The organism is Candidatus Methylomirabilota bacterium, assembly GCA_035315345.1.
Lineage (GTDB): Bacteria > Methylomirabilota > Methylomirabilia > Rokubacteriales > CSP1-6 > CAMLFJ01.
The window spans coordinates 60,502-77,345 of sequence record DATFYA010000085.1 but is presented as its reverse complement, the minus strand read 5'-3'; the positions used below and the strand labels follow the sequence as shown (position 1 = coordinate 77,345).

Below are 16,844 nucleotides of genomic sequence, written 5' to 3'. Positions count from 1 at the left end.
AGATTGGCGGACTGCCGGTACTGCCTATTGACTCCGGAACGATCGGCTTCGGATTCCCGGCCGACGTCATGCAGCGGCGGCAGACCATCACGAGCGACGTGCCAATGGATCCGCAGGTGTATCGTTCGGAGGGCGTGCGCTGGATCGTCGCCGCCGACGATAGCCGCTTCGTTCCGCCGGACCGGCTCACCACCTGGCGGCAGGACGGTGCAATCGTGGAAGTGCAGCGCTTCGGAGACGTCGCGATCTACGAGCTCCTGGCGACACCAGGACGCGTTCATGGTGGATCGTTGGCGAAGCCGCCCACAGACTCTTGACCGCAGAGCAAAAGGCTTGTGCGACGATGAGAGAGATGCCACTCGCAGGACGGCCCACGTGGAGGTGCCATGTCTACGACTAGCGACGATGCGCCCTGGATCCGCCGCCGAAAACTCTTCGAGCCTGAAGTCCAGGCGCGCGAGATCATAGCACCGCCCTCGGTGGACGCGGCGTCCCCCGCCGACGGACTCCTCCCGCCCACGCCCACGTCCGTCGAGGACTCCGGCCTCGACTTCGGCTTCCTGGTCGACCTCGCGCTCAAGACGGTCTATGCGGACACCAGCTGCACGACCCAGCGGGCCGCGGACCGACTGGCCCTGCCGCTCGGCATCGTGGATCTTCTCCTCCAGCATCTCTACCGGGAGCGCCACATCGAGATCCGCGAGACCATCGCGTCGCAGAACCGACGCTACGCCATGCTCGACCGCGGCTGGGAGCGGGTACGTCGCCTGCTCGATCTCAACGCCTACATCGGCGCCGCGCCCGTCTCCCTCGACGCGTACACCGCGATGGTGCGGCGACAGGAACAGCAGCGCGCGACCGTCACTCCCGCGGCCGTCCAGACCGCGTGCGCCGACCTGATCCTTCCGGACTCCACTCTCCACTTGCTCGGGGTGGCGGCAAACTCTCGGCGAAGCTTGTTCCTCACCGGGGCGCCCGGAAACGGCAAGACCTCGATCGCGCGAAGCCTTCACCAGGCCCTCCGCGGCGAGATCTGGATCCCCCAGGCCATCGAGGTCGATGGCCACGTCATCAACGTCTTCGATTCCCACAACCACGCGCCCGCCGACCCGCCGTCCGGTCCGTACGACCAGCGCTGGATCAAGATCCGGCGGCCGCTGGTGGTGGTCGGCGGCGAGCTCACGATCGAGAGCATGGATCTGAGCTACGATCCGAGCGTGAAGTTCTACGAGGCGCCCTTCCAGATGAAGTCGAATGGCGGCACCCTGCTCATCGACGACTTCGGCCGGCAACGGATCCAACCTCGCGACCTGTTCAACCGCTGGATCATCCCCCTCGAGAACCGGGTGGACTACCTCACCTTGCACACCGGCAAGAAGATTCAGGTCCCGTTCGAGCAGCTCCTGATCTTCGCCAGCAATCTTCACGCGGCGGACCTCGCGGAGGAGGCGTTCCTCCGGCGGCTCGGGTACCGTCTCGCCGCCGACTCACCGGGCGCCGAGACCTACGGCAGGATCTTCCGGCAGTATGTGGAGGCCCAGGGGCTCCGGTACGATCCCCGCCTCCTCGACGTGCTCCTCGCTCGCTACGCTCGGGAAGGCCGGGAGATGCGGGCCTGCCAGCCTCGGGATCTCGTCGACCGCTGCGCAGACATCTGCCGCTACGAGAACCGCCGGTTCATCCTGACCGCCGAGCTGCTCGAGCGGGCGTGGCGCTATTATTTCGGCGAGCACGAGCCGCACGCGTGACCCGGATCGGGTAGAAGCTACGCCCCAGCCATCGCCGATCCATCAGCTGACACTCCGGTAGCCGGCGAGTTCGGCACTTGCACGCACGGCCAGCAGCATGGTCATTCGCTCGCTCGGCTCATCGCTTCCCGAGATGCGTCGCCAGGCCAGCGCGCCGAGCGGCTGCAGCGACGCGCTGAGGCCGGTGCTGAACGTGTACTCGGCGAACCGCTCCCGGTGGCGGCGGTCGAAGTCCTCGAACGAGTGCGGCGGCAGCCCGCTGCGCTGCAGATTGACCAGGACGCGCCCGGCCAGCGCCGCCCGGATCGACGTCGTTTCGCGCCCGAAGCTGTAGGACAGCGCCAGGTCTCGCAGGAACCACTCGAACAGAACGCACTCGAGGAGGCACTCATCGGCCCTGGTCCGGGCGGGATGCGTCCCGACAAAGCCCTGCTCCGCGAGGCGAGTCAGCAGCACGTTGGTGCTCTCCACGATCGCATCGGCGATCGGGGCGGCCACACCCATCGCGGTCGTCTTCACCCGCGAGCGATGCCGCCAGGGGGGAACGAACCAGTCCACACTCGCCTCCGAACCAGCCCCACGTTCCGGTCCTATCGGCTGCGCTATCTTTCGTCGCCGACTCCGGTCAACGGACGCAAAGCGCTGATGACGACGTACCGCCGGCCCAGACCCCGGAGCGCCTGCAGCTCCGCGGTCGCGCGCATCGCGAGGAACATCGTCATCCGATCGCTGGGCTCGTCGGTGTCGGCGATCTGTAGCCAGGCCTCCTGCCCCAGGACCTGCAGTGAGATGCCCGCGCCGAGCGCGTTCCGGTACTCGTCGAAGCGCTCGCGATGAAGTCGGGCGAAATCCAGAAGCACCGCCGGGGAGAGCCCGCTTCGGTCCATGTCGCGCGTGAGCCGCTCGCCCAGCGCCTTGCGAATGACGTTGGTGTGTCGCCCGAGCTCGACGGCGACGATCACGTCCCTGAGGAACCACTCGAACAGGAGGCATTCGAGAATGCAGGCCTCGCTCTCGAAGCGCTTGCGATCGACGCGCGAGGCGGCCTGTTCGAGAAGGCGGACGCGGAGGAGGTTGGTGCTGCGGATGATGCCTTCCGAGAGGGCGGCCGCGACCCGGCCAGGTGTCGCCTTGACGCGTTGATCCTCGCGCCAGAGCCGATCAATCCATCGCATGGGGATCCCTCGCCGGAGCAGAACTCGCCTGCCGCTCGCGGCGGGATTATCGCAGGAGTCAACATGCGTGCGCCAGCGATACATCGGGGCGAGGAGGCATTGCGGGCTCCCTTGCGGGGCGCACCCGCTTCATCCACCGGTCGTCGGCGTGCTCACCGTGAAAAGGTTGCGCGGCCGGGCCCCGGACGAGACTCGGACGGGCTCAGTGCCCGCCCAGCCCCTCCGCCTCCAGGTACCGCTCGGCCTCGAGGGCCGCCATGCACCCGGTGCCCGCCGCGGTGACGGCCTGGCGGAAGGTGAAGTCCTGCACGTCGCCCGCCGCGAAGACGCCGGGCACCGAGGTCTGGGTGGTCCCCGGCGTCACCTTGATGTACTCGTTCGGATGCAGCTCCACCTGCCCCTTGAACAGCGCGGTGTTCGGCTGGTGCCCGATCGCCACGAAGAGCCCGTCGACCTGCGCCTCCCAGGTCGCGCCGGTCTTGAGGTTCTTGAGCCGGACCTGGGTGACCTTGCCCGCGGCCGGGTCCAGCACGTCCTCGACCACCGTGTCCCAGATGAACGAGATCTTCGGGTTCTTGAACGCGCGCTCCTGCATGATCTTGGACGCGCGGAGCGCATCGCGCCGGTGCACGACGTCGACCTTGCGGCCGAGCCGGGAGAGATACAGGGCCTCCTCGATGGCGGAGTCGCCGCCCCCGACCACCATGATGTTCTGGTTCTTGAAGAAGAAGCCGTCGCAGGTGGCGCAGGTCGAGACGCCGCGGCCCATCAGGGTCGACTCGTTGGGCAGGCCCATGAGCTTGGCCGAGGCGCCGGTGGCGATGATGACGGTGTGCGCCTCGATGGTGACGTCGCCGCCGGTCACCCGGAACGGCCGCCGGCTCAGATCCACCTCGGTCGCGTCGTCACCGATCATCTCGGTCCCGAAGCGCTCGGCCTGCTTCTGGAACGTCTCCATGAGCGGGGGGCCGTCGATGCCCTCGACGAAGCCCGGATAGTTCTCCACCAGCGTGGTCAGCATGAGCTGGCCGCCGGACTGGATGCCCGTGAACATGACGGGGGCGAGGTTGGCCCGCGCCGCATAGATGGCCGCGGTGTAGCCGGCCGGACCCGATCCGATGATGACGACCTTGCGTGTCGTGGCCACGTGTTCCTCCTGGTCTCTGTCCCCGCCCCGCTTTGGATGCGCCGCGGGGGCTACGGGATGCCGAGTATAGCCCGGAGCTCCTCGAGATCGCGGATCTCGAAGTCGGGGGGCTGCATGTCGGTCGGGAGCGCGGCGGCGTCACGATTGATCCACGCGGTCGGCATGCCCACCGCCCGGGCGCCGAGCACGTCGATGTCGGCCCGGTCGCCCACGAACAGGGCCTCGGCCGGGCGCAGGCCCAGATGCTGGAGCGCGGTCTCGAAGATGATCGGCTTGGGCTTGCGCCAGCCGATCTCGTCGGAGATGACGATGGTCTCGAAGTGGTGCGCGATCTCCTCGCGCTCCAGGATCGTCCGGCAGGTCGGCGAGTAATCGAAGTTGGACACGACCCCGAGTCGGTAGCGCTGTCCCATCTCGCGCAGCAGCGCGGCGTGGTGGCTCGGACACTCGACGACCCGGGAGAGCTCGCGCATGTGGGTGGCCAGCAGCCGCTCCCGCGCCTCGGCGGGCAGCCGCCCCGGCGGGAAGCCCAGGCGTCCGAACAGCATGTCGAACCGCTGGGGGGCCGTCACCTCCCGGTGCGCCTCCGCCCGAATGCGCTCGGCCTCCTGCCAGCTCCAGAAGAGCGCGTCCACGAACGCGGGCAGCTCGACCGCGGGCGCGTAGTCCCGGAAGGCGGCGTGGAGGCGGCCGGCGGTCGTGTGGATCGTTCGACCGTTGACCGAGATCTCCGGGAGCCGGTCCCGATGGAACAGGACGAGCGTATCGAACAGGTCGAAGAGGACGGCGCGGTAGCTCACGGCAACGGCTTCCGGTTGGCGTAGCCTTCGTGCATCCCGTGCCAGAACAGGACCGCGTCCTCGCCGAGCTTCCAGCACAGGTTCACCGTCGCCCCGCCGGTCTCCGCGGGGCCCCGGCCGGGAAAGTCCACCAGCCCCATCTCGAGGTCCTTGGTGACGCCGCCCATGCCCGCGATCTCCTGCAGGAGCTGGCGCACCTCGATGCCGAGCCCGTCCAGGCGCTCGGCGCGTGCTTTCCACTCCCGCGAATCGATGCGCTCGCCGCCCGAGGCGGCCACCCGCGCGCGGTCCTCCCGCAGGCGCTCCTGGAGCGCCAACGCCTGGCGATGACGCTCCTGGGCCGCCTCCACCAGCTCGGTGAGCCGTGGGATCAACCGGTTGACCTCCGCGGGGGTGAAGAGCCGCTCGCTCATGGCGCCTCCACGAAGATCGCGTGCACTTCCTTGGGCCCGTGCACACCCCGGGTCAGCGTGAGCTCGATGTCGGCGGTGCGCGAGGGGCCGGTGATGAAGTTGATCATCGCCCCCGAGGTGGGCTGGTCGGCATCGGCGTGAATGGCCTCCAGCATCACGCCCACCTGCTCCAGGGTCTCGAGCAGGCGGTCGCGCCCGAAGACCGCCACGTGGACGTCGGGCAGCAGCGAGGTCGAGCGCGGCCGGCCCGCCCCGGACCGGAGGATCAGGGTGCCGGTCTCGGCCAGCACGAAGTCGGCGCCGGTGACCCCGATCTGCGCGGCGGCCGCCTCGGCCCGGTGCCGCTCGCGGGCCGCCTCGTCCTCCTGCCCGGCCGCCACCGCCGCCACCGCGAGCCCCTCGCGCGACAACGCCGGTGCGGGATCGAAGCCGAGCGCCCCGGGATCCCAGGTCACCACGCGGCCGGCTCCGCGCTCGCGGGCGATCGCGGCGATGACCGCCGGTACCGCCGCGAGCGTGGGCACGCGATGGAACACGCCGGCGACCCGCTCGAACTCCTCGCGGAAGCGATCGAGCGCCTGGGGCCAACGCTCGGCCAGCTCCCGCCGGATCGCGTCGGCGGCGGCGCTCGGGTGCGCGGGCCGCGGCGCGGTGGCGGCCGCGAATTGCCCGGGCGCCTTCGCCACCTCGCGGCGGATGCGGGCGAGGAAATCGGCGCGGGCGGTCATGCGAGCGCCTTCATCTAGCGAAGATCCTTCCAGCGCTCCCGGAACGTCCGCGACGCCACCGGCGGCAGGTCGCGGGTGCGCGTCCAGCGGGCGAAGAGCAGCGGCAGCCCGCGCAGCCGGCCTCCCCGGACGAACGGCGTCTGCAGCAGCCGCCCGGCGCGGGTGGAGGCGCGGAAGGCGGTCTCGGACATGAGCAGGCGTCGGAACGCCCGGAACGCCACGCGCTCGCTCCACGGGGCGATCTTCTCGCGGTCGAGGTGCTCTCGCAGCTCGATGAGCATCCGCGGGATGTCGATGCGCACCGGGCAGACGTCCTTGCACGCCCCGCACAGCGACGAGGCGTGCGCCAGCTCGCGGACCGACTCGTTGCCCTTGAGCATCGCGGTGAGCAGGATGCCGATCGGCCCGGGATACGTGTGGCCATAGGCGTGGCCGCCGATCTGGCGGTACACCGGGCAGACGTTGAGGCAAGCCCCGCAGCGCAGGCAGTAGAGCGCCTCGCGGAGCGTGGAGGCGATCTGGCGCGACCGCCCGATGTCGAGCAGGATCAGGTGGAGCTCCTCCGGGCCCTCCAGCTCCCCCGCCCGCCGGGGGCCGCGCACGAGGGTGGTGTACGAGGAGAGCTTCTGGCCGGTCGCGCTCCGCGCCAGGATGGCCAGGAACACCACCAGGTCGCTCATCGAGGGGATCACCTTCTCGATCCCCATGAGCGCCACGTGGATGCGCGGCAGCGAGGTCACCATCCGGCCGTTGCCCTCGTTGGTGACGAGCACCACGGTGCCGGTCTCGGCCACCGCGAAGTTGGCCCCGGTGATCCCCATGTCGGCCTGGAGGAACTTCTCGCGCAGGGCCCGTCGCGCCACCGCGGTGAGGACCTCCGGATCGGCGGGAAACTCCCCGCGCAGCTCGCGCGAGAACAGCTCGGCGACCTGCCCCCTGGTCTTGTGGATCGCCGGCGCGATGATGTGCGACGGCTTCTCGTGGGCGAGCTGGATGATGTACTCGCCCAGGTCGGTCTCGACCGGCGTCACTCCCGCGTGCTCGAGCGCCTCGTTGAGGTCGATCTCCTCGGTGGCCATGGACTTCGACTTCACCGCCATGCGGACGCCGCGCTCGCGGGCCAGGCGCAACACGATCTCGCGCGCCTCGTCGGCGGTGGTCGCCCAGTGCACGACGCCACCCAGCCGCTCCACGTTGTCGGCCAGCCGCTCCAGATGCGCGTCCAGACGCTGGAGCGTCGCCTCCTTGATGGCCCGCGCCCGGTCCCGCAGGGCCTCGCCCTGCGGGAAGCCCGCGAACGACTCGCGGCGCAGGTCGATGAACTTGGTGGTGGCGATGGTGAGCGCTTCCTGCAGAAAGGCGTCCTTGAGCGCCGCGCCCGCGCGCTCCGGGAACGGGGTCCGCAGCGCGGGATCGCTCACGCGTCGCCCTCGCCGGCCAGCACCTGAGCCAGGTGCACCGCCTTCACCCGCGAGCCGCGACGGGTGAGCCCGCCTCCCATCTGCATGAGGCAGCCGGCGTCGCAGGCCACCAGGCAGCGCGCGCCGGTGCTCTCCACGTTCGCGAGCTTCTTGTCCAGGATGGCGCTGGACACCTCGGGCAGGCGGACCGAGAAGGAGCCGCCGAAGCCGCAGCACTGATCGGCGCCGGGCAGCTCGACCAGCTCCACGCCGGGCACGCCCCGCAGCAGGACCCGGGGCGAGGACGATTCGCCGAGCCCGCGCAGGAGGTGGCAGGAGTCGTGATACGTCACCTTCCCGGCGAACGACGACTCGATACGCGTGATCCCGAGCACCTCCACGATGAACTGCGACAGCTCCCGGGTGCGGCGCGCGAGCGACTCCGCGGCGGCGCGCAGGGCCGGATCGTGCTTCAGCAGGCCCGGGTACTCCGCCTTGACCATCCACGCGCAGGAGCCGGACGGCACCACCACGTGCTCGGCCCGCTCGAACAGCTTCACGGTCCGGGCCGCGACCTCGGCCGCGTCATGGTGATAGCCCGAGTTGAAGAGCGGCATCCCGCAGCAGGTCTGCGCCTCCGGGAAGTCCAGCTCGACGCCGAGACCGCGCAGGAGCCGGACCATCGCCACGCCGACCTCGGGGAAGAAGACGTCCCCCAGGCAGGTGATCATCAGCGAAGCCCGGACGGAACCGGCCACCGGCGGCTACCGCGCCTCGCGCTTCACGTGGGCGGGCGGCGGCGCCACCACCACGAGCACCAGCAGCACCGCGGTGCCGTCGTTGACCAGCCCGTGGTCGACGCCCGCCGCGGCCACGACCGCCTCGCCGGGCTCGAGGCGCTCGTCGACGCCGCCGACCGAGAAGCGCCCGCTCCCCTCGATCACGTAGTAGATCTTGTCCTCGCCCTCGTGCCGGTGCGGCGACTGCGACTGGCCCGGCGCGACGCAGTAGAGATCCAGCTGCGTGCGCGCGGTGGACGAAAGCCCGATCCTGGCCATCTTGTCGGCGGCCACCTTCACATGGTCCCGGACCCGGATCTTCATCGCTCCTCCAGGGCTCGAGCCAGAAGGGTCACCGGGTGGACCACCTCCACCGGCAGGCCCTGGGCCCGGCAGTGCTGGGCGATCTGCATGAGACATCCCGGATTGCCCGCGGCGACGACCCGCGCGCCGGTCTCCCGGACGCGTGCCGCCTTCCCGCGGCCCAGCTCGCCGGCCATCTCGGGCTCGAGCAGGTTGTAGATGCCGGCGCTCCCGCAGCAGAGATCGGCGTCGGGCAGGTCGACCAGGGTGAGCCCGGGGATGCGGCGCAGCAGCTCGCGCGGCTCGGCGCGGACTCGCTGGCCGTGAGCGAGATGGCAGGCGTCGTGGTACGTGACCGTCTCGCGCAGCGGCCGGAGCGGCAGCTCGCAGTCGACCAGCACCTCGGAGATGTCGCGCACGCGCTCCGAGAAGCGCCGGGCCGTCTCGTCGGGCATCCAGTGGCCGTATTCCTTCATGGCCGAGCCGCAGCCGGCTGCGTTCACCACCACGACGTCCACGTCCTCGAACGCGGGCATCAGCCGCCGCGCCATCGCGCGGAGCTCGTCGATGCGGCCGGCGTGCAGGTGCAGCGCCCCGCAGCACTCCTGTCCTCGCGGCACCACCACCTCATACCCCGCCGCGGCCAGCAGTCGCACCGTATCGGCGTTGACGTCGGGATAGAAGAACCGCTGGGCGCAGCCGAGCAGCACGCCGGCGCGCCCGCGCGCCCGCGCACCGCGCGCGGCCGTCCGCTCGGGCGGAAGCGGCGTGGCCGCCGGCAGAGGGGGCAGCAGGGCTTCCATCGTGCGCAGGCTCTCGAAGGGCGCCAGGAGGCCGAGCCCGCGCACCAGCGCCTGCAGGCGCGAGCGCTGATACAGCCGCAACCCCCGTAGCATCGGCCCGAGCCGGCGCGGGTGCGGGAAGACGCCCAGCAGGAAGCGCAGGAGCTTCGAGTCCCGCTCCGGCGCGACGACGCCCCGCCGCTCGAGCTGGCCGCGCGTGGCCTCGAGCAGCTGACCGAAGGGCACGCCGGACGGACAGGCCGTCTCGCACGCTCGACAGCCCAGGCAGAGGTCGAGGTGGCGGGCCATCGTCGGGGTGAGACCGATCCGGTCCTCGGCGGCCGCGCGCATGAGATAGACGCGACCGCGCGGCGAATCCATCTCCTCGCCGAGCACCCGATAGGTGGGGCACTGAGGCAGGCAGATGCCGCAATGCACGCAGGCGCGCAGGCCGTCCATGGACGGGACGTCCTGGGCGTCGAAGGCACCCAGCCGTGCGATGTCGGGACTCACAACCCGCCCACGAAGCGGCCGGGGCTCAGCACATCCCCCGGATCGAACTCACCCTTGATCCGCTTCATTATTGTCAGCAAGTCAAGATTGATAGACCCCCAGGCTTCACACTCCGACTTAAGCCGAGCTGGGCCGCGCTCGACCACGAGGCTGCCCCCCTCGGCCTCGATCGCCTGCCGCAGCGGCAGCAGCATCTCCCGCCCGAGTCGACCCCCGTCCTCGGCCTCCAGCGAGACCTGGAGCACTCCGTGCCCGGGCTGACCGAGCAGGGCGATCTCGGCGCCGACCCGCGCGGCGAGGGACCGAGCCTGCGCGGCCCAGTCCAGCAGCCGTCGAGGCTCGAAGGCGGCGCGCAGCAGGATCGAGCCGGCCACCGCGGGGCCGAGGCCCGACCAGATCGACTCCGCCAGCAGATCGCGGCGGCCTCCGTGGCCCGCGGCGAGCTGTGCGAGCGTCCCGCCCTGCGCCTGCACCGCCTCGGCGACGCTGCTGATGGAGACCAGCAGGGCGATCGGATCCGGGGTCAGGCCCACCGCGCGAAGGGCGCCGACGTCGAGCAGCGCGACCCGATCCGGCTGGAGCGGAGAGTCCAGCAGCGCGGCCAGGAAGTCTCGCGCAGCCTCCGCCGACGAGAATCCCAGCTGCCAGGAGCGCGACTCGGGCGGCATCGGATGAAGCCGCAGCGTGGCCTCCACCAGCACGCCCAGCGTCCCGAGCGAGCCGACCAGCAGCTTGGGCACGTCGTAGCCGGTGACCGACTTCACCACCTTGGCCCCACCCCACGTGATCGTGCCATCGGCCTGGACGAAGCGGGCGCCGAGCAGGAGATCTCGCCCGGTGCCGTAGCGGAAGCGCCGGGGGCCGCTGGCGTGAGCGGCCAGTACCCCGCCGATCGTGCGTGGCTCGCCGCCGGGCGGATCGAGCGCGAGCATCTGGCGGTGCGAGGCCAGCTGCGCGGCGAGTGCACCGAGGGTCAGCCCGGCCTCCACGGTGGCCACCATGTCCTCGGGCACGTAGTCGCGCACCGCGGTCAGCCGCCCGAGCTCCAGCACCAGATCGAGCCGCCGCGGTGGATTGCCGAGCCCCAGGCCGGTGCCCGCGCCGCGGGGAACCACCGCCAGCTTCTCGGCGGTGGCGAGGGCGAGCACGCGGCTGACCTCGTCCGCGGCGCCCGGGCGCACCACCGCGGACGGGACCATGCCGTCCACCGCGTAGGGCACCAGCGCGCCCGGATCGCGCAGCACGTGGGCGGCGCCCGCGATGTCGAGCAGGGCGTGGTGCAGCGCCGGGGCGGAGACGGCCACGCTCAGATCCAGGTGCCGGTGGGCAGCGGGCGCGCGGCGGGGCGAAAGCCCTCCCCGCACGCCGGGTGCGACGGCAGGAGCTTGCCGGGATTCATGATCGAGTCCGGGTCGAACGCGCGACGCAGCCGAGCCATGAAGTTGAGATCGGCCTCCGCGAACTGCAGCGGCAGGCTCTCGCACTTGTCGAGGCCCACCCCGTGCTCGCCGGTGACGCTGCCGCCGAGGCGGAGGCAGGCATGCAGCAGGTCCTCGTTGGCGTGCTTGGCCCGCTCGAGGTCGCCGGGCTTCCGGTCGTCGTAGCAGATGAGCGGATGCAGGTTGCCGTCGCCGGCGTGGAAGACGTTGGCGATGACCACCCCGTGTCGCGCGCCGATCGCCTGCAGCTCGCGCATGATCTCGGGGAGCCGGGAGCGCGGCACCACCGCGTCCTGGAGCAGCCAGTTGGGCGTGAGCCGGCCGAACACGCCGGCCGCCTCCTTCCGTCCCTTCCAGAGCAGCGCGCGCTCCGCCTCGCTGCGCGCGATCCGGATCTCGAGCGCCAGGTGGTCTCGACAGATCGCCTCGATCGGCGCCGCCTGCGCCTCGATCTCCGCGGCGGGGCCGTCCAGCTCGATGAGCAGCACCGCGCCGGCTCCCTTCGGATAACCCGCGTGGATCCCCTCCTCGATGGCCCGGATCACGACCTCGTCGAGCATCTCGAGGGCCGCCGGGATGATGCCGGCCCGGATGATCGCGGAGACCGTCTCGGAGGCGTCCTCGATGGTGGGGAACGACGCGAGGATGGTCTTCACCGATTCCGGCAGGTGGGTGAGCCGCACGATCACTCCGGTGATCAGTCCGAGCGTGCCCTCGGCGCCCACCATCACCCCGGTCAGATCGTAGCCGGGCCGCTCGTGCGTCTTGCCGCCCAGCCGCACCAGCTCCCCCGCCCCCGTGACGACCTCGAGGCCCAGGACGTGGTTGACGGTGATGCCGTACTTGAGGCAGTGCGGGCCACCGGCATTGGTCGACGCGTTGCCTCCGATGGAGGACACCATCTGGCTCGACGGATCCGGGGCGAAGAAGTAGCCGCCCTCCCGCGTGGCCTGGCTCAGCCACAGATTGATGAGCCCGGGCTGCACGGTGGCGCAGCGGTTCGGGAAGTCGAGCTCCACGATGCGGTTCATCCGCGTCATCGAGACCATGACCCCGCCCGCGGACGCCATCGCGCCGCCGATGAGCCCGGTGCCCGAGCCTCGCGGCACGACCGGGACCCGCTCCCGGCGGCACAGGCGCACCACCGCGGCCACCTGCTCCGCGGACTCGGGCAGTACCACCGCTTCGGGCGCGCCCTTGTAGAACGTGTGCATGTCGCACTCGTAGGTGAGCAACCCCTCGCGGGAGAGGACGAGGCCGCGGGAGCCGAGGATGGCTTCCAGCTCGCGGAGGACCCGGGGACTCAGGGGCATGGCGGGAATGTCACCGGCTCAGAAAATACCACCGGCCCTCGTCGAGAGGGCCGGTGATCTTCAAGCGGGCGGCGGGGCGCCGGATCAGCCGATCTTCCAGGTGTCACCCGACATGAGGAGCTTGGCGATGTCGCCGGGGCCGCGCTCCGAGACGACCTTCTGCTCCTGGTCGACCAGGATCTCCTCGTAGGTCGCCTCGCCGGTCTTGTTGGCGAGGACCCCGAGCGGGATCGGATAGTCGGGCGCCCAGAGCTGCGCCAGCACCAGGGCGGTGCCCCCGTCGGTCTCGTCGTGGACCCAGAGGGCGCTGTCCGCCACGTCCTTCACCTTCACGACCTTGGGCTTGACGCCTTCCAGCACGAGCCCGCGGCGGTCGTCCGGCGGGCCCCACACCAGCGGCTTGCCGTGCTCGAGCCGCAGCTCGTGGAGGACTTTCGACTCCCGGTCGTACAGGACGCTCCAGGCCATGTCGTTGTACACGTTGCAGTTCTGAAGGACCTCCACGAACGCGGCGCCCTTGTGGGCGGCCGCCCGCTTGAGCGTCTCCTCCATGTGGCCCACGTTGCGGTCCACCGTGCGGCCCACGAAGGTCGCGCCGGCGGCGAGCGCGAACGAGCAGGGGCTCAGGGGCCGATCGGCCGAGCCGACCGGCGTGGACTTGGTCACCTTCCCCAGCTCGCTGGTCGGCGAGTACTGCCCCTTCGTCAGGCCGTAGATCCGGTTGTTGAAGAGGATGATGGTGACGTCCACGTTTCGGCGCAGCACGTGGAGGAGATGGTTGCCGCCGATGCTCAGGCCGTCGCCGTCACCGGTGATCACGAAGATCTTCAGCTCCGGCCGCGCCAGCTTCAGTCCGGTCGCGATGGCGGGCGCCCGGCCGTGGATGGTGTGAAAGCCGTAGGTGTTCATGTAGTACGGGAAGCGGCTCGAGCAGCCGATGCCCGAGATGAACACGATGTCCTCCCGGGGAATCCCCAGGTCGGGCATCATCTTCTGCACCGCGCTCAGGATCGCGTAGTCCCCGCAGCCGGGGCACCAGCGCACGTCCTGGTCGGACTCGAAGTCCTTCTTCGTGTACTTCGGGGTCGCTCCGGGCGCTCCAGTGGCAGGGCTCACCGCTTGGCCTCCAGCAGTTGGTTGATCGCTTCGTAGATCTCCTGGCTCGCGAGCGGCAGGCCGCGCACCCGGTTGAATCCCACCGCGTCGACCAGGTACTCGGCTCTCAGGATCCGCACCAGCTGCCCGCTGTTGATCTCGGGCACCAGCACCCGACGATACTGACGCAGGATGTGGCCGAGATCCGGGGGCAGCGGATTCAGGTAGCGCAGGTGGACCGAGGCCACCGCCTTGCCCTCGCCCTGCGCCTCCTCGACCGCCGCGGTGATCGCGCCGTAGGTCCCGCCCCAGCCGACCACCAGCACCTCGCCGGCGGCGGGGCCGTTGATCGAGAGCGGCGCGATCTCCTGGGCCACCCGCCGCACCTTCTCGGCGCGGGTGCGGACCATGTGGTCGTGATTCTCGGGATCGTAGGAGATGTTGCCGGTCACGTCCTGCTTCTCGATGCCGCCGATACGATGCTCCAGGCCGGGAGTCCCCGGACGCACCCACGGCCGCGACAGGGTCGCCGGATCGCGCAGGTACGGGAAGAACCCCTCGCGCTCGGTCCGGAACTCGAGCGGGATGTCGGGCAAGCTCTTCGGGTCCGGGATCAGCCAGGGCTCCGAGCCGTTGGCCAGATATCCGTCGGAGAGCACCATCACCGGCACCATGTACTTGACGGCCAGCCGCACCGCCTCGTAGGCGATGTAGAAGCAATCGCCCGGCGTGGCCGGAGCGATCACCACGACTGGTGATTCGCTGTTGCGACCATAGAGGGCCTGCATCAGGTCGGCCTGCTCGGTCTTGGTGGGCAGCCCGGTGCTGGGGCCACCGCGCTGGATGTCGAAGACCACCAGCGGCAGCTCCGCGGTGACCGCGAGGCCGATCGCCTCGCCCTTGAGCGCGATGCCGGGACCGCTCGAGGCGGTCACGCCGATGCAGCCGCCAAACGAGGCCCCGATCGCCGCGGTGGCCGCCGCGATCTCGTCCTCGGCCTGGAAGGTGCGGATCCGGAACCGCTTGTGCAGCGCCAGCTCGTGCAGGATGTCGCTGGCCGGCGTGATCGGATACGCCCCGAAGATCACCGGGATCTTGGTGCGCTCCGCCGCCGCGAGCAGGCCCCAGGCCAGCGCCCGGTTGCCGGTCATGCTGCGGTAGACGCCGGGCGCCATCTCGGCCGGCTCGACGCCGTAGTGCTCGGCGAACATCTCGGCGGTCTCGCCGAAGGCGTGGCCGGCCTTGAGCGCGCGGATGTTGGCCTCGACGAACTCGGGGCGCTTGGCGAAGCGCTTCTGGATCGCATCCAGGGTCGGCTCGAGCGGGCGCGTGTAGATCCACGACACGAGGCCGAGCGCGAAGAAGTTCTTGCAGCGGTCCTTCTCTTTCGCGTTCAGCGGCAGGTCATCGAGCGCCTTCTTGGTCAGGCCGGCGATGTCGACCTGATGCAGCCGGTACTTCTCGCCGAGCGCGGGATCCTCGAGCGGGCTCGTGGCGTAGCCCGCCTTCTCGAGGTTGCGCTGGTCGAAGGCGGCCGGGTTGACGATCAGCAGGCCGCCCGGCTTGAGGTCGGGCAGGTGCACCTTGAAGGCGGCGGGGTTCATGACCACCAGCGCGTCCAGCTGGTCGCCCGGGGTGTACACGCGCTGGCTGCCGAACTGGAGCTGGAAGCTCGACACTCCGAACAGCGTCCCGGCGGGGGCCCGGATCTCGGCCGGGAAGTTCGGCAGCGTCGAGATGTCGTTGCCCGCCCACGCCGCCTCGGTCGTGAACTGCTCGCCCGTCACCTGCATGCCATCACCGGAGTCTCCCGCGAAGCGGATCACGGCACGCGTGAGAGTGCGGCGAGGCTTCTTCGCAACCGGCGTGGCGACGCTGTCACTCATCTCTAGATATCCTTTCGGCGGTCAGCATCCAGGCGGAGTGGCTCCGGTCATCCACGGCTCGGAAACCCGCGATCAGAGGCGTGACACTCCCAGGTCATGCTACCCAAATGCCTGAATAGAAGCAAGGTTATCGCTTAGAGCTCGAGCAGCTCCATCTTCGGTGACCGCGTGAGGTTCCGACAGCCGGCGGCCTCGACCAGGACCATGTCCTCGATGCGCACCGCCCCTTTCCCGGGGTAGTACAACCCGGGCTCGACGGTCACCACGTGGCCGGTCCGGAGCTCGTAGTCGAGCCGGCTGATCCGCGGCAGCTCGTGGATGTCCAGCCCGACGCCGTGACCCGTGCCGTGAAAGAACCCCTGGTTGCGCCCGTTGACCACCCCGGTCATGTAACCGCGTGACTCCAGGGTCCGGTTCACCTCGGCGTGGATGGCCCCGCCGGAGGCGCCGTTCTTGATCAGCTCGATGCCCCGCAGCTGGCTCGCCAGCACCGCGTCGTAGAGCCGGCGGAGCTCGTCGGACGCCCTGCCCTTGACGACCGTGCGGGTCATGTCCGCGTAGTAGCGGCTGGTCGACGAGCGCGGAAAGATGTCGAAGATGATGCCCTCGTTGGGACGGATCGGTCCGGTACCCTGATTGTGCGGGTCGACGCCCTGGTCGCCGCAGGCGATGATCGTGTGCTCGGCGATGCAGTCGTTCTCCATCAGCGAGACGTTCACCGTCTTCTTGAGATCCTCCGAGGTGAGCGGACGGCCCTTGTAGAGCACCTGGTCGCCCCGGATGACGCTCTCCCGCAGCACCTGCAGCGCGGCCTCGAGCGCGGTTTCGGTGTGGCGCTGGGTCTCCTCGATCGCCGCGACCTCCTCCGGAGTCTTGACGAGGCGCTCGGGCAGGAACGGGCTGGGCCGCGGGGTGACCGTGACGCCCCGCTCGCGAAGCCGGTCGGCCAGCTCGAGCGGAAAGTCCCCGGGCACTTCGACCGCCTTCACCCCGTAGTCCTCGAGCAGCAGGCTGACCGTGTCGGTCAGTTTTGGCTGGGGCCAGCGCTGGCGCGCCTTGGCGTCCCACTCCGAGAGGGAGAGCACCTCGTCCACTCGAGCCTGGGCCCGGGCCCGGTCGACCTCGAGGTCGGACATGACCAGGATCCGGCGCCCGTCGACCTGCAGGTAGACGAAGGCGTCGGGGGCCAGGAAGCGGCACGCGTAGTAGAGATTCGAGTCGGCCTCGCTGGCCGCGATGATCAAGGACGCGGCAGCGTCGGGCGGCGGCGCCGGGTGCGGGGTCATGTCATCTCTCCTCGGCGGCGCGCGGAGTGGACGCGCG

At 70.2% G+C, this 16,844-nt stretch carries 17 protein-coding genes; 2 read left to right on the top strand and 15 right to left on the bottom strand.

Annotation, left to right across the window (positions count from 1 at the left end; all coding sequences use genetic code 11):
- On the top strand, nucleotides 1-317 hold a 317-nt coding region (locus VKN16_10925), incomplete at its 5' end, for a hypothetical protein (protein ID HME94715.1).
- 69 nt (nucleotides 318-386) lie between these two features.
- Entirely contained in the window at nucleotides 387-1,748 is a 1,362-nt protein-coding gene (locus tag VKN16_10920; GenBank protein HME94714.1) for an ATP-binding protein, read from the top strand.
- 42 nt (nucleotides 1,749-1,790) lie between these two features.
- Here the strand turns inward: VKN16_10920 and VKN16_10915 are convergent, their stop codons facing one another.
- The 15 genes from VKN16_10915 to VKN16_10845 form a co-directional block, all read right to left on the bottom strand.
- Nucleotides 1,791-2,267: a hypothetical protein gene (locus tag VKN16_10915; protein HME94713.1), complete on the bottom strand. Its 477-nt coding sequence runs from the start codon at nucleotides 2,265-2,267 to the stop codon at nucleotides 1,791-1,793.
- 83 nt (nucleotides 2,268-2,350) lie between these two features.
- A complete protein-coding gene (locus VKN16_10910; GenBank protein ID HME94712.1) occupies nucleotides 2,351-3,007 on the bottom strand; it encodes a hypothetical protein in 657 nt (218 codons plus the stop codon).
- 118 nt (nucleotides 3,008-3,125) lie between these two features.
- Nucleotides 3,126-4,070: a thioredoxin-disulfide reductase gene (gene trxB, locus VKN16_10905; GenBank protein HME94711.1), complete on the bottom strand. Its 945-nt coding sequence runs from the start codon at nucleotides 4,068-4,070 to the stop codon at nucleotides 3,126-3,128.
- 50 nt (nucleotides 4,071-4,120) lie between these two features.
- Complete coding sequence (locus tag VKN16_10900) at nucleotides 4,121-4,870, bottom strand: HAD family hydrolase (GenBank protein HME94710.1); 750 nt, start codon at nucleotides 4,868-4,870, stop codon at nucleotides 4,121-4,123.
- Entirely contained in the window at nucleotides 4,867-5,283 is a 417-nt protein-coding gene (locus VKN16_10895; GenBank protein ID HME94709.1) for a DUF2203 domain-containing protein, read from the bottom strand. The genes VKN16_10900 and VKN16_10895 overlap by 4 nt, the downstream gene beginning before the upstream one ends.
- The gene (locus VKN16_10890) at nucleotides 5,280-6,011 is read right to left on the bottom strand and encodes a lactate utilization protein (GenBank protein HME94708.1); all 732 of its coding nucleotides are present in this window, start codon (nucleotides 6,009-6,011) and stop codon (nucleotides 5,280-5,282) included. Before VKN16_10890 ends, VKN16_10895 begins: the two co-directional genes overlap by 4 nt.
- A 14-nt stretch (nucleotides 6,012-6,025) precedes the next feature.
- The gene (locus tag VKN16_10885) at nucleotides 6,026-7,432 is read right to left on the bottom strand and encodes a LutB/LldF family L-lactate oxidation iron-sulfur protein (GenBank protein HME94707.1); all 1,407 of its coding nucleotides are present in this window, start codon (nucleotides 7,430-7,432) and stop codon (nucleotides 6,026-6,028) included.
- The gene (locus VKN16_10880; GenBank protein HME94706.1) at nucleotides 7,429-8,169 is read right to left on the bottom strand and encodes a (Fe-S)-binding protein; all 741 of its coding nucleotides are present in this window, start codon (nucleotides 8,167-8,169) and stop codon (nucleotides 7,429-7,431) included. The genes VKN16_10885 and VKN16_10880 overlap by 4 nt, the downstream gene beginning before the upstream one ends.
- 6 nt (nucleotides 8,170-8,175) lie before the next feature.
- Entirely contained in the window at nucleotides 8,176-8,514 is a 339-nt protein-coding gene (locus VKN16_10875; GenBank protein HME94705.1) for a cupin domain-containing protein, read from the bottom strand.
- The gene (locus VKN16_10870; protein ID HME94704.1) at nucleotides 8,511-9,734 is read right to left on the bottom strand and encodes a (Fe-S)-binding protein; all 1,224 of its coding nucleotides are present in this window, start codon (nucleotides 9,732-9,734) and stop codon (nucleotides 8,511-8,513) included. The genes VKN16_10875 and VKN16_10870 overlap by 4 nt, the downstream gene beginning before the upstream one ends.
- A gap of 50 nt (nucleotides 9,735-9,784) precedes the next feature.
- Nucleotides 9,785-11,092, bottom strand: coding sequence for an FAD-binding oxidoreductase (locus VKN16_10865; protein HME94703.1), 1,308 nt, complete (start codon nucleotides 11,090-11,092; stop codon nucleotides 9,785-9,787).
- 2 nt (nucleotides 11,093-11,094) lie between these two features.
- Nucleotides 11,095-12,540: an FAD-linked oxidase C-terminal domain-containing protein gene (locus VKN16_10860; protein ID HME94702.1), complete on the bottom strand. Its 1,446-nt coding sequence runs from the start codon at nucleotides 12,538-12,540 to the stop codon at nucleotides 11,095-11,097.
- Between the two features lie 84 nt (nucleotides 12,541-12,624).
- A complete protein-coding gene (locus VKN16_10855) occupies nucleotides 12,625-13,656 on the bottom strand; it encodes a 2-oxoacid:ferredoxin oxidoreductase subunit beta (protein ID HME94701.1) in 1,032 nt (343 codons plus the stop codon).
- Nucleotides 13,653-15,521, bottom strand: a complete 1,869-nt coding sequence (locus VKN16_10850) for a 2-oxoacid:acceptor oxidoreductase subunit alpha (protein ID HME94700.1) — start codon at nucleotides 15,519-15,521, stop codon at nucleotides 13,653-13,655. Before VKN16_10850 ends, VKN16_10855 begins: the two co-directional genes overlap by 4 nt.
- Before the next feature lie 134 nt (nucleotides 15,522-15,655).
- The gene (locus VKN16_10845; protein HME94699.1) at nucleotides 15,656-16,807 is read right to left on the bottom strand and encodes a Xaa-Pro peptidase family protein; all 1,152 of its coding nucleotides are present in this window, start codon (nucleotides 16,805-16,807) and stop codon (nucleotides 15,656-15,658) included.
- Nucleotides 16,808-16,844: the final 37 nt, after the last annotated feature.

Excerpts from the sequence above, each read along its gene's own strand:
- VKN16_10870 (HME94704.1), bottom strand. The coding sequence starts at position 9,734 with ATGGACGGCCTGCGCGCCTGCGTGCATTGCGGCATCTGCCTGCCTCAG.
- VKN16_10890 (HME94708.1), bottom strand. The coding sequence starts at position 6,011 with ATGACCGCCCGCGCCGATTTCCTCGCCCGCATCCGCCGCGAGGTGGCG.
- VKN16_10875 (HME94705.1), bottom strand. The coding sequence starts at position 8,514 with ATGAAGATCCGGGTCCGGGACCATGTGAAGGTGGCCGCCGACAAGATG.
- VKN16_10895 (HME94709.1), bottom strand. The coding sequence starts at position 5,283 with ATGAGCGAGCGGCTCTTCACCCCCGCGGAGGTCAACCGGTTGATCCCA.
- VKN16_10860 (HME94702.1), bottom strand. The coding sequence starts at position 12,540 with ATGCCCCTGAGTCCCCGGGTCCTCCGCGAGCTGGAAGCCATCCTCGGC.
- VKN16_10920 (HME94714.1), top strand. The coding sequence starts at position 387 with ATGTCTACGACTAGCGACGATGCGCCCTGGATCCGCCGCCGAAAACTC.
- VKN16_10850 (HME94700.1), bottom strand. The coding sequence starts at position 15,521 with ATGAGTGACAGCGTCGCCACGCCGGTTGCGAAGAAGCCTCGCCGCACT.
- VKN16_10845 (HME94699.1), bottom strand. The coding sequence starts at position 16,807 with ATGACCCCGCACCCGGCGCCGCCGCCCGACGCTGCCGCGTCCTTGATC.
- VKN16_10910 (HME94712.1), bottom strand. The coding sequence starts at position 3,007 with ATGTATCGCTGGCGCACGCATGTTGACTCCTGCGATAATCCCGCCGCG.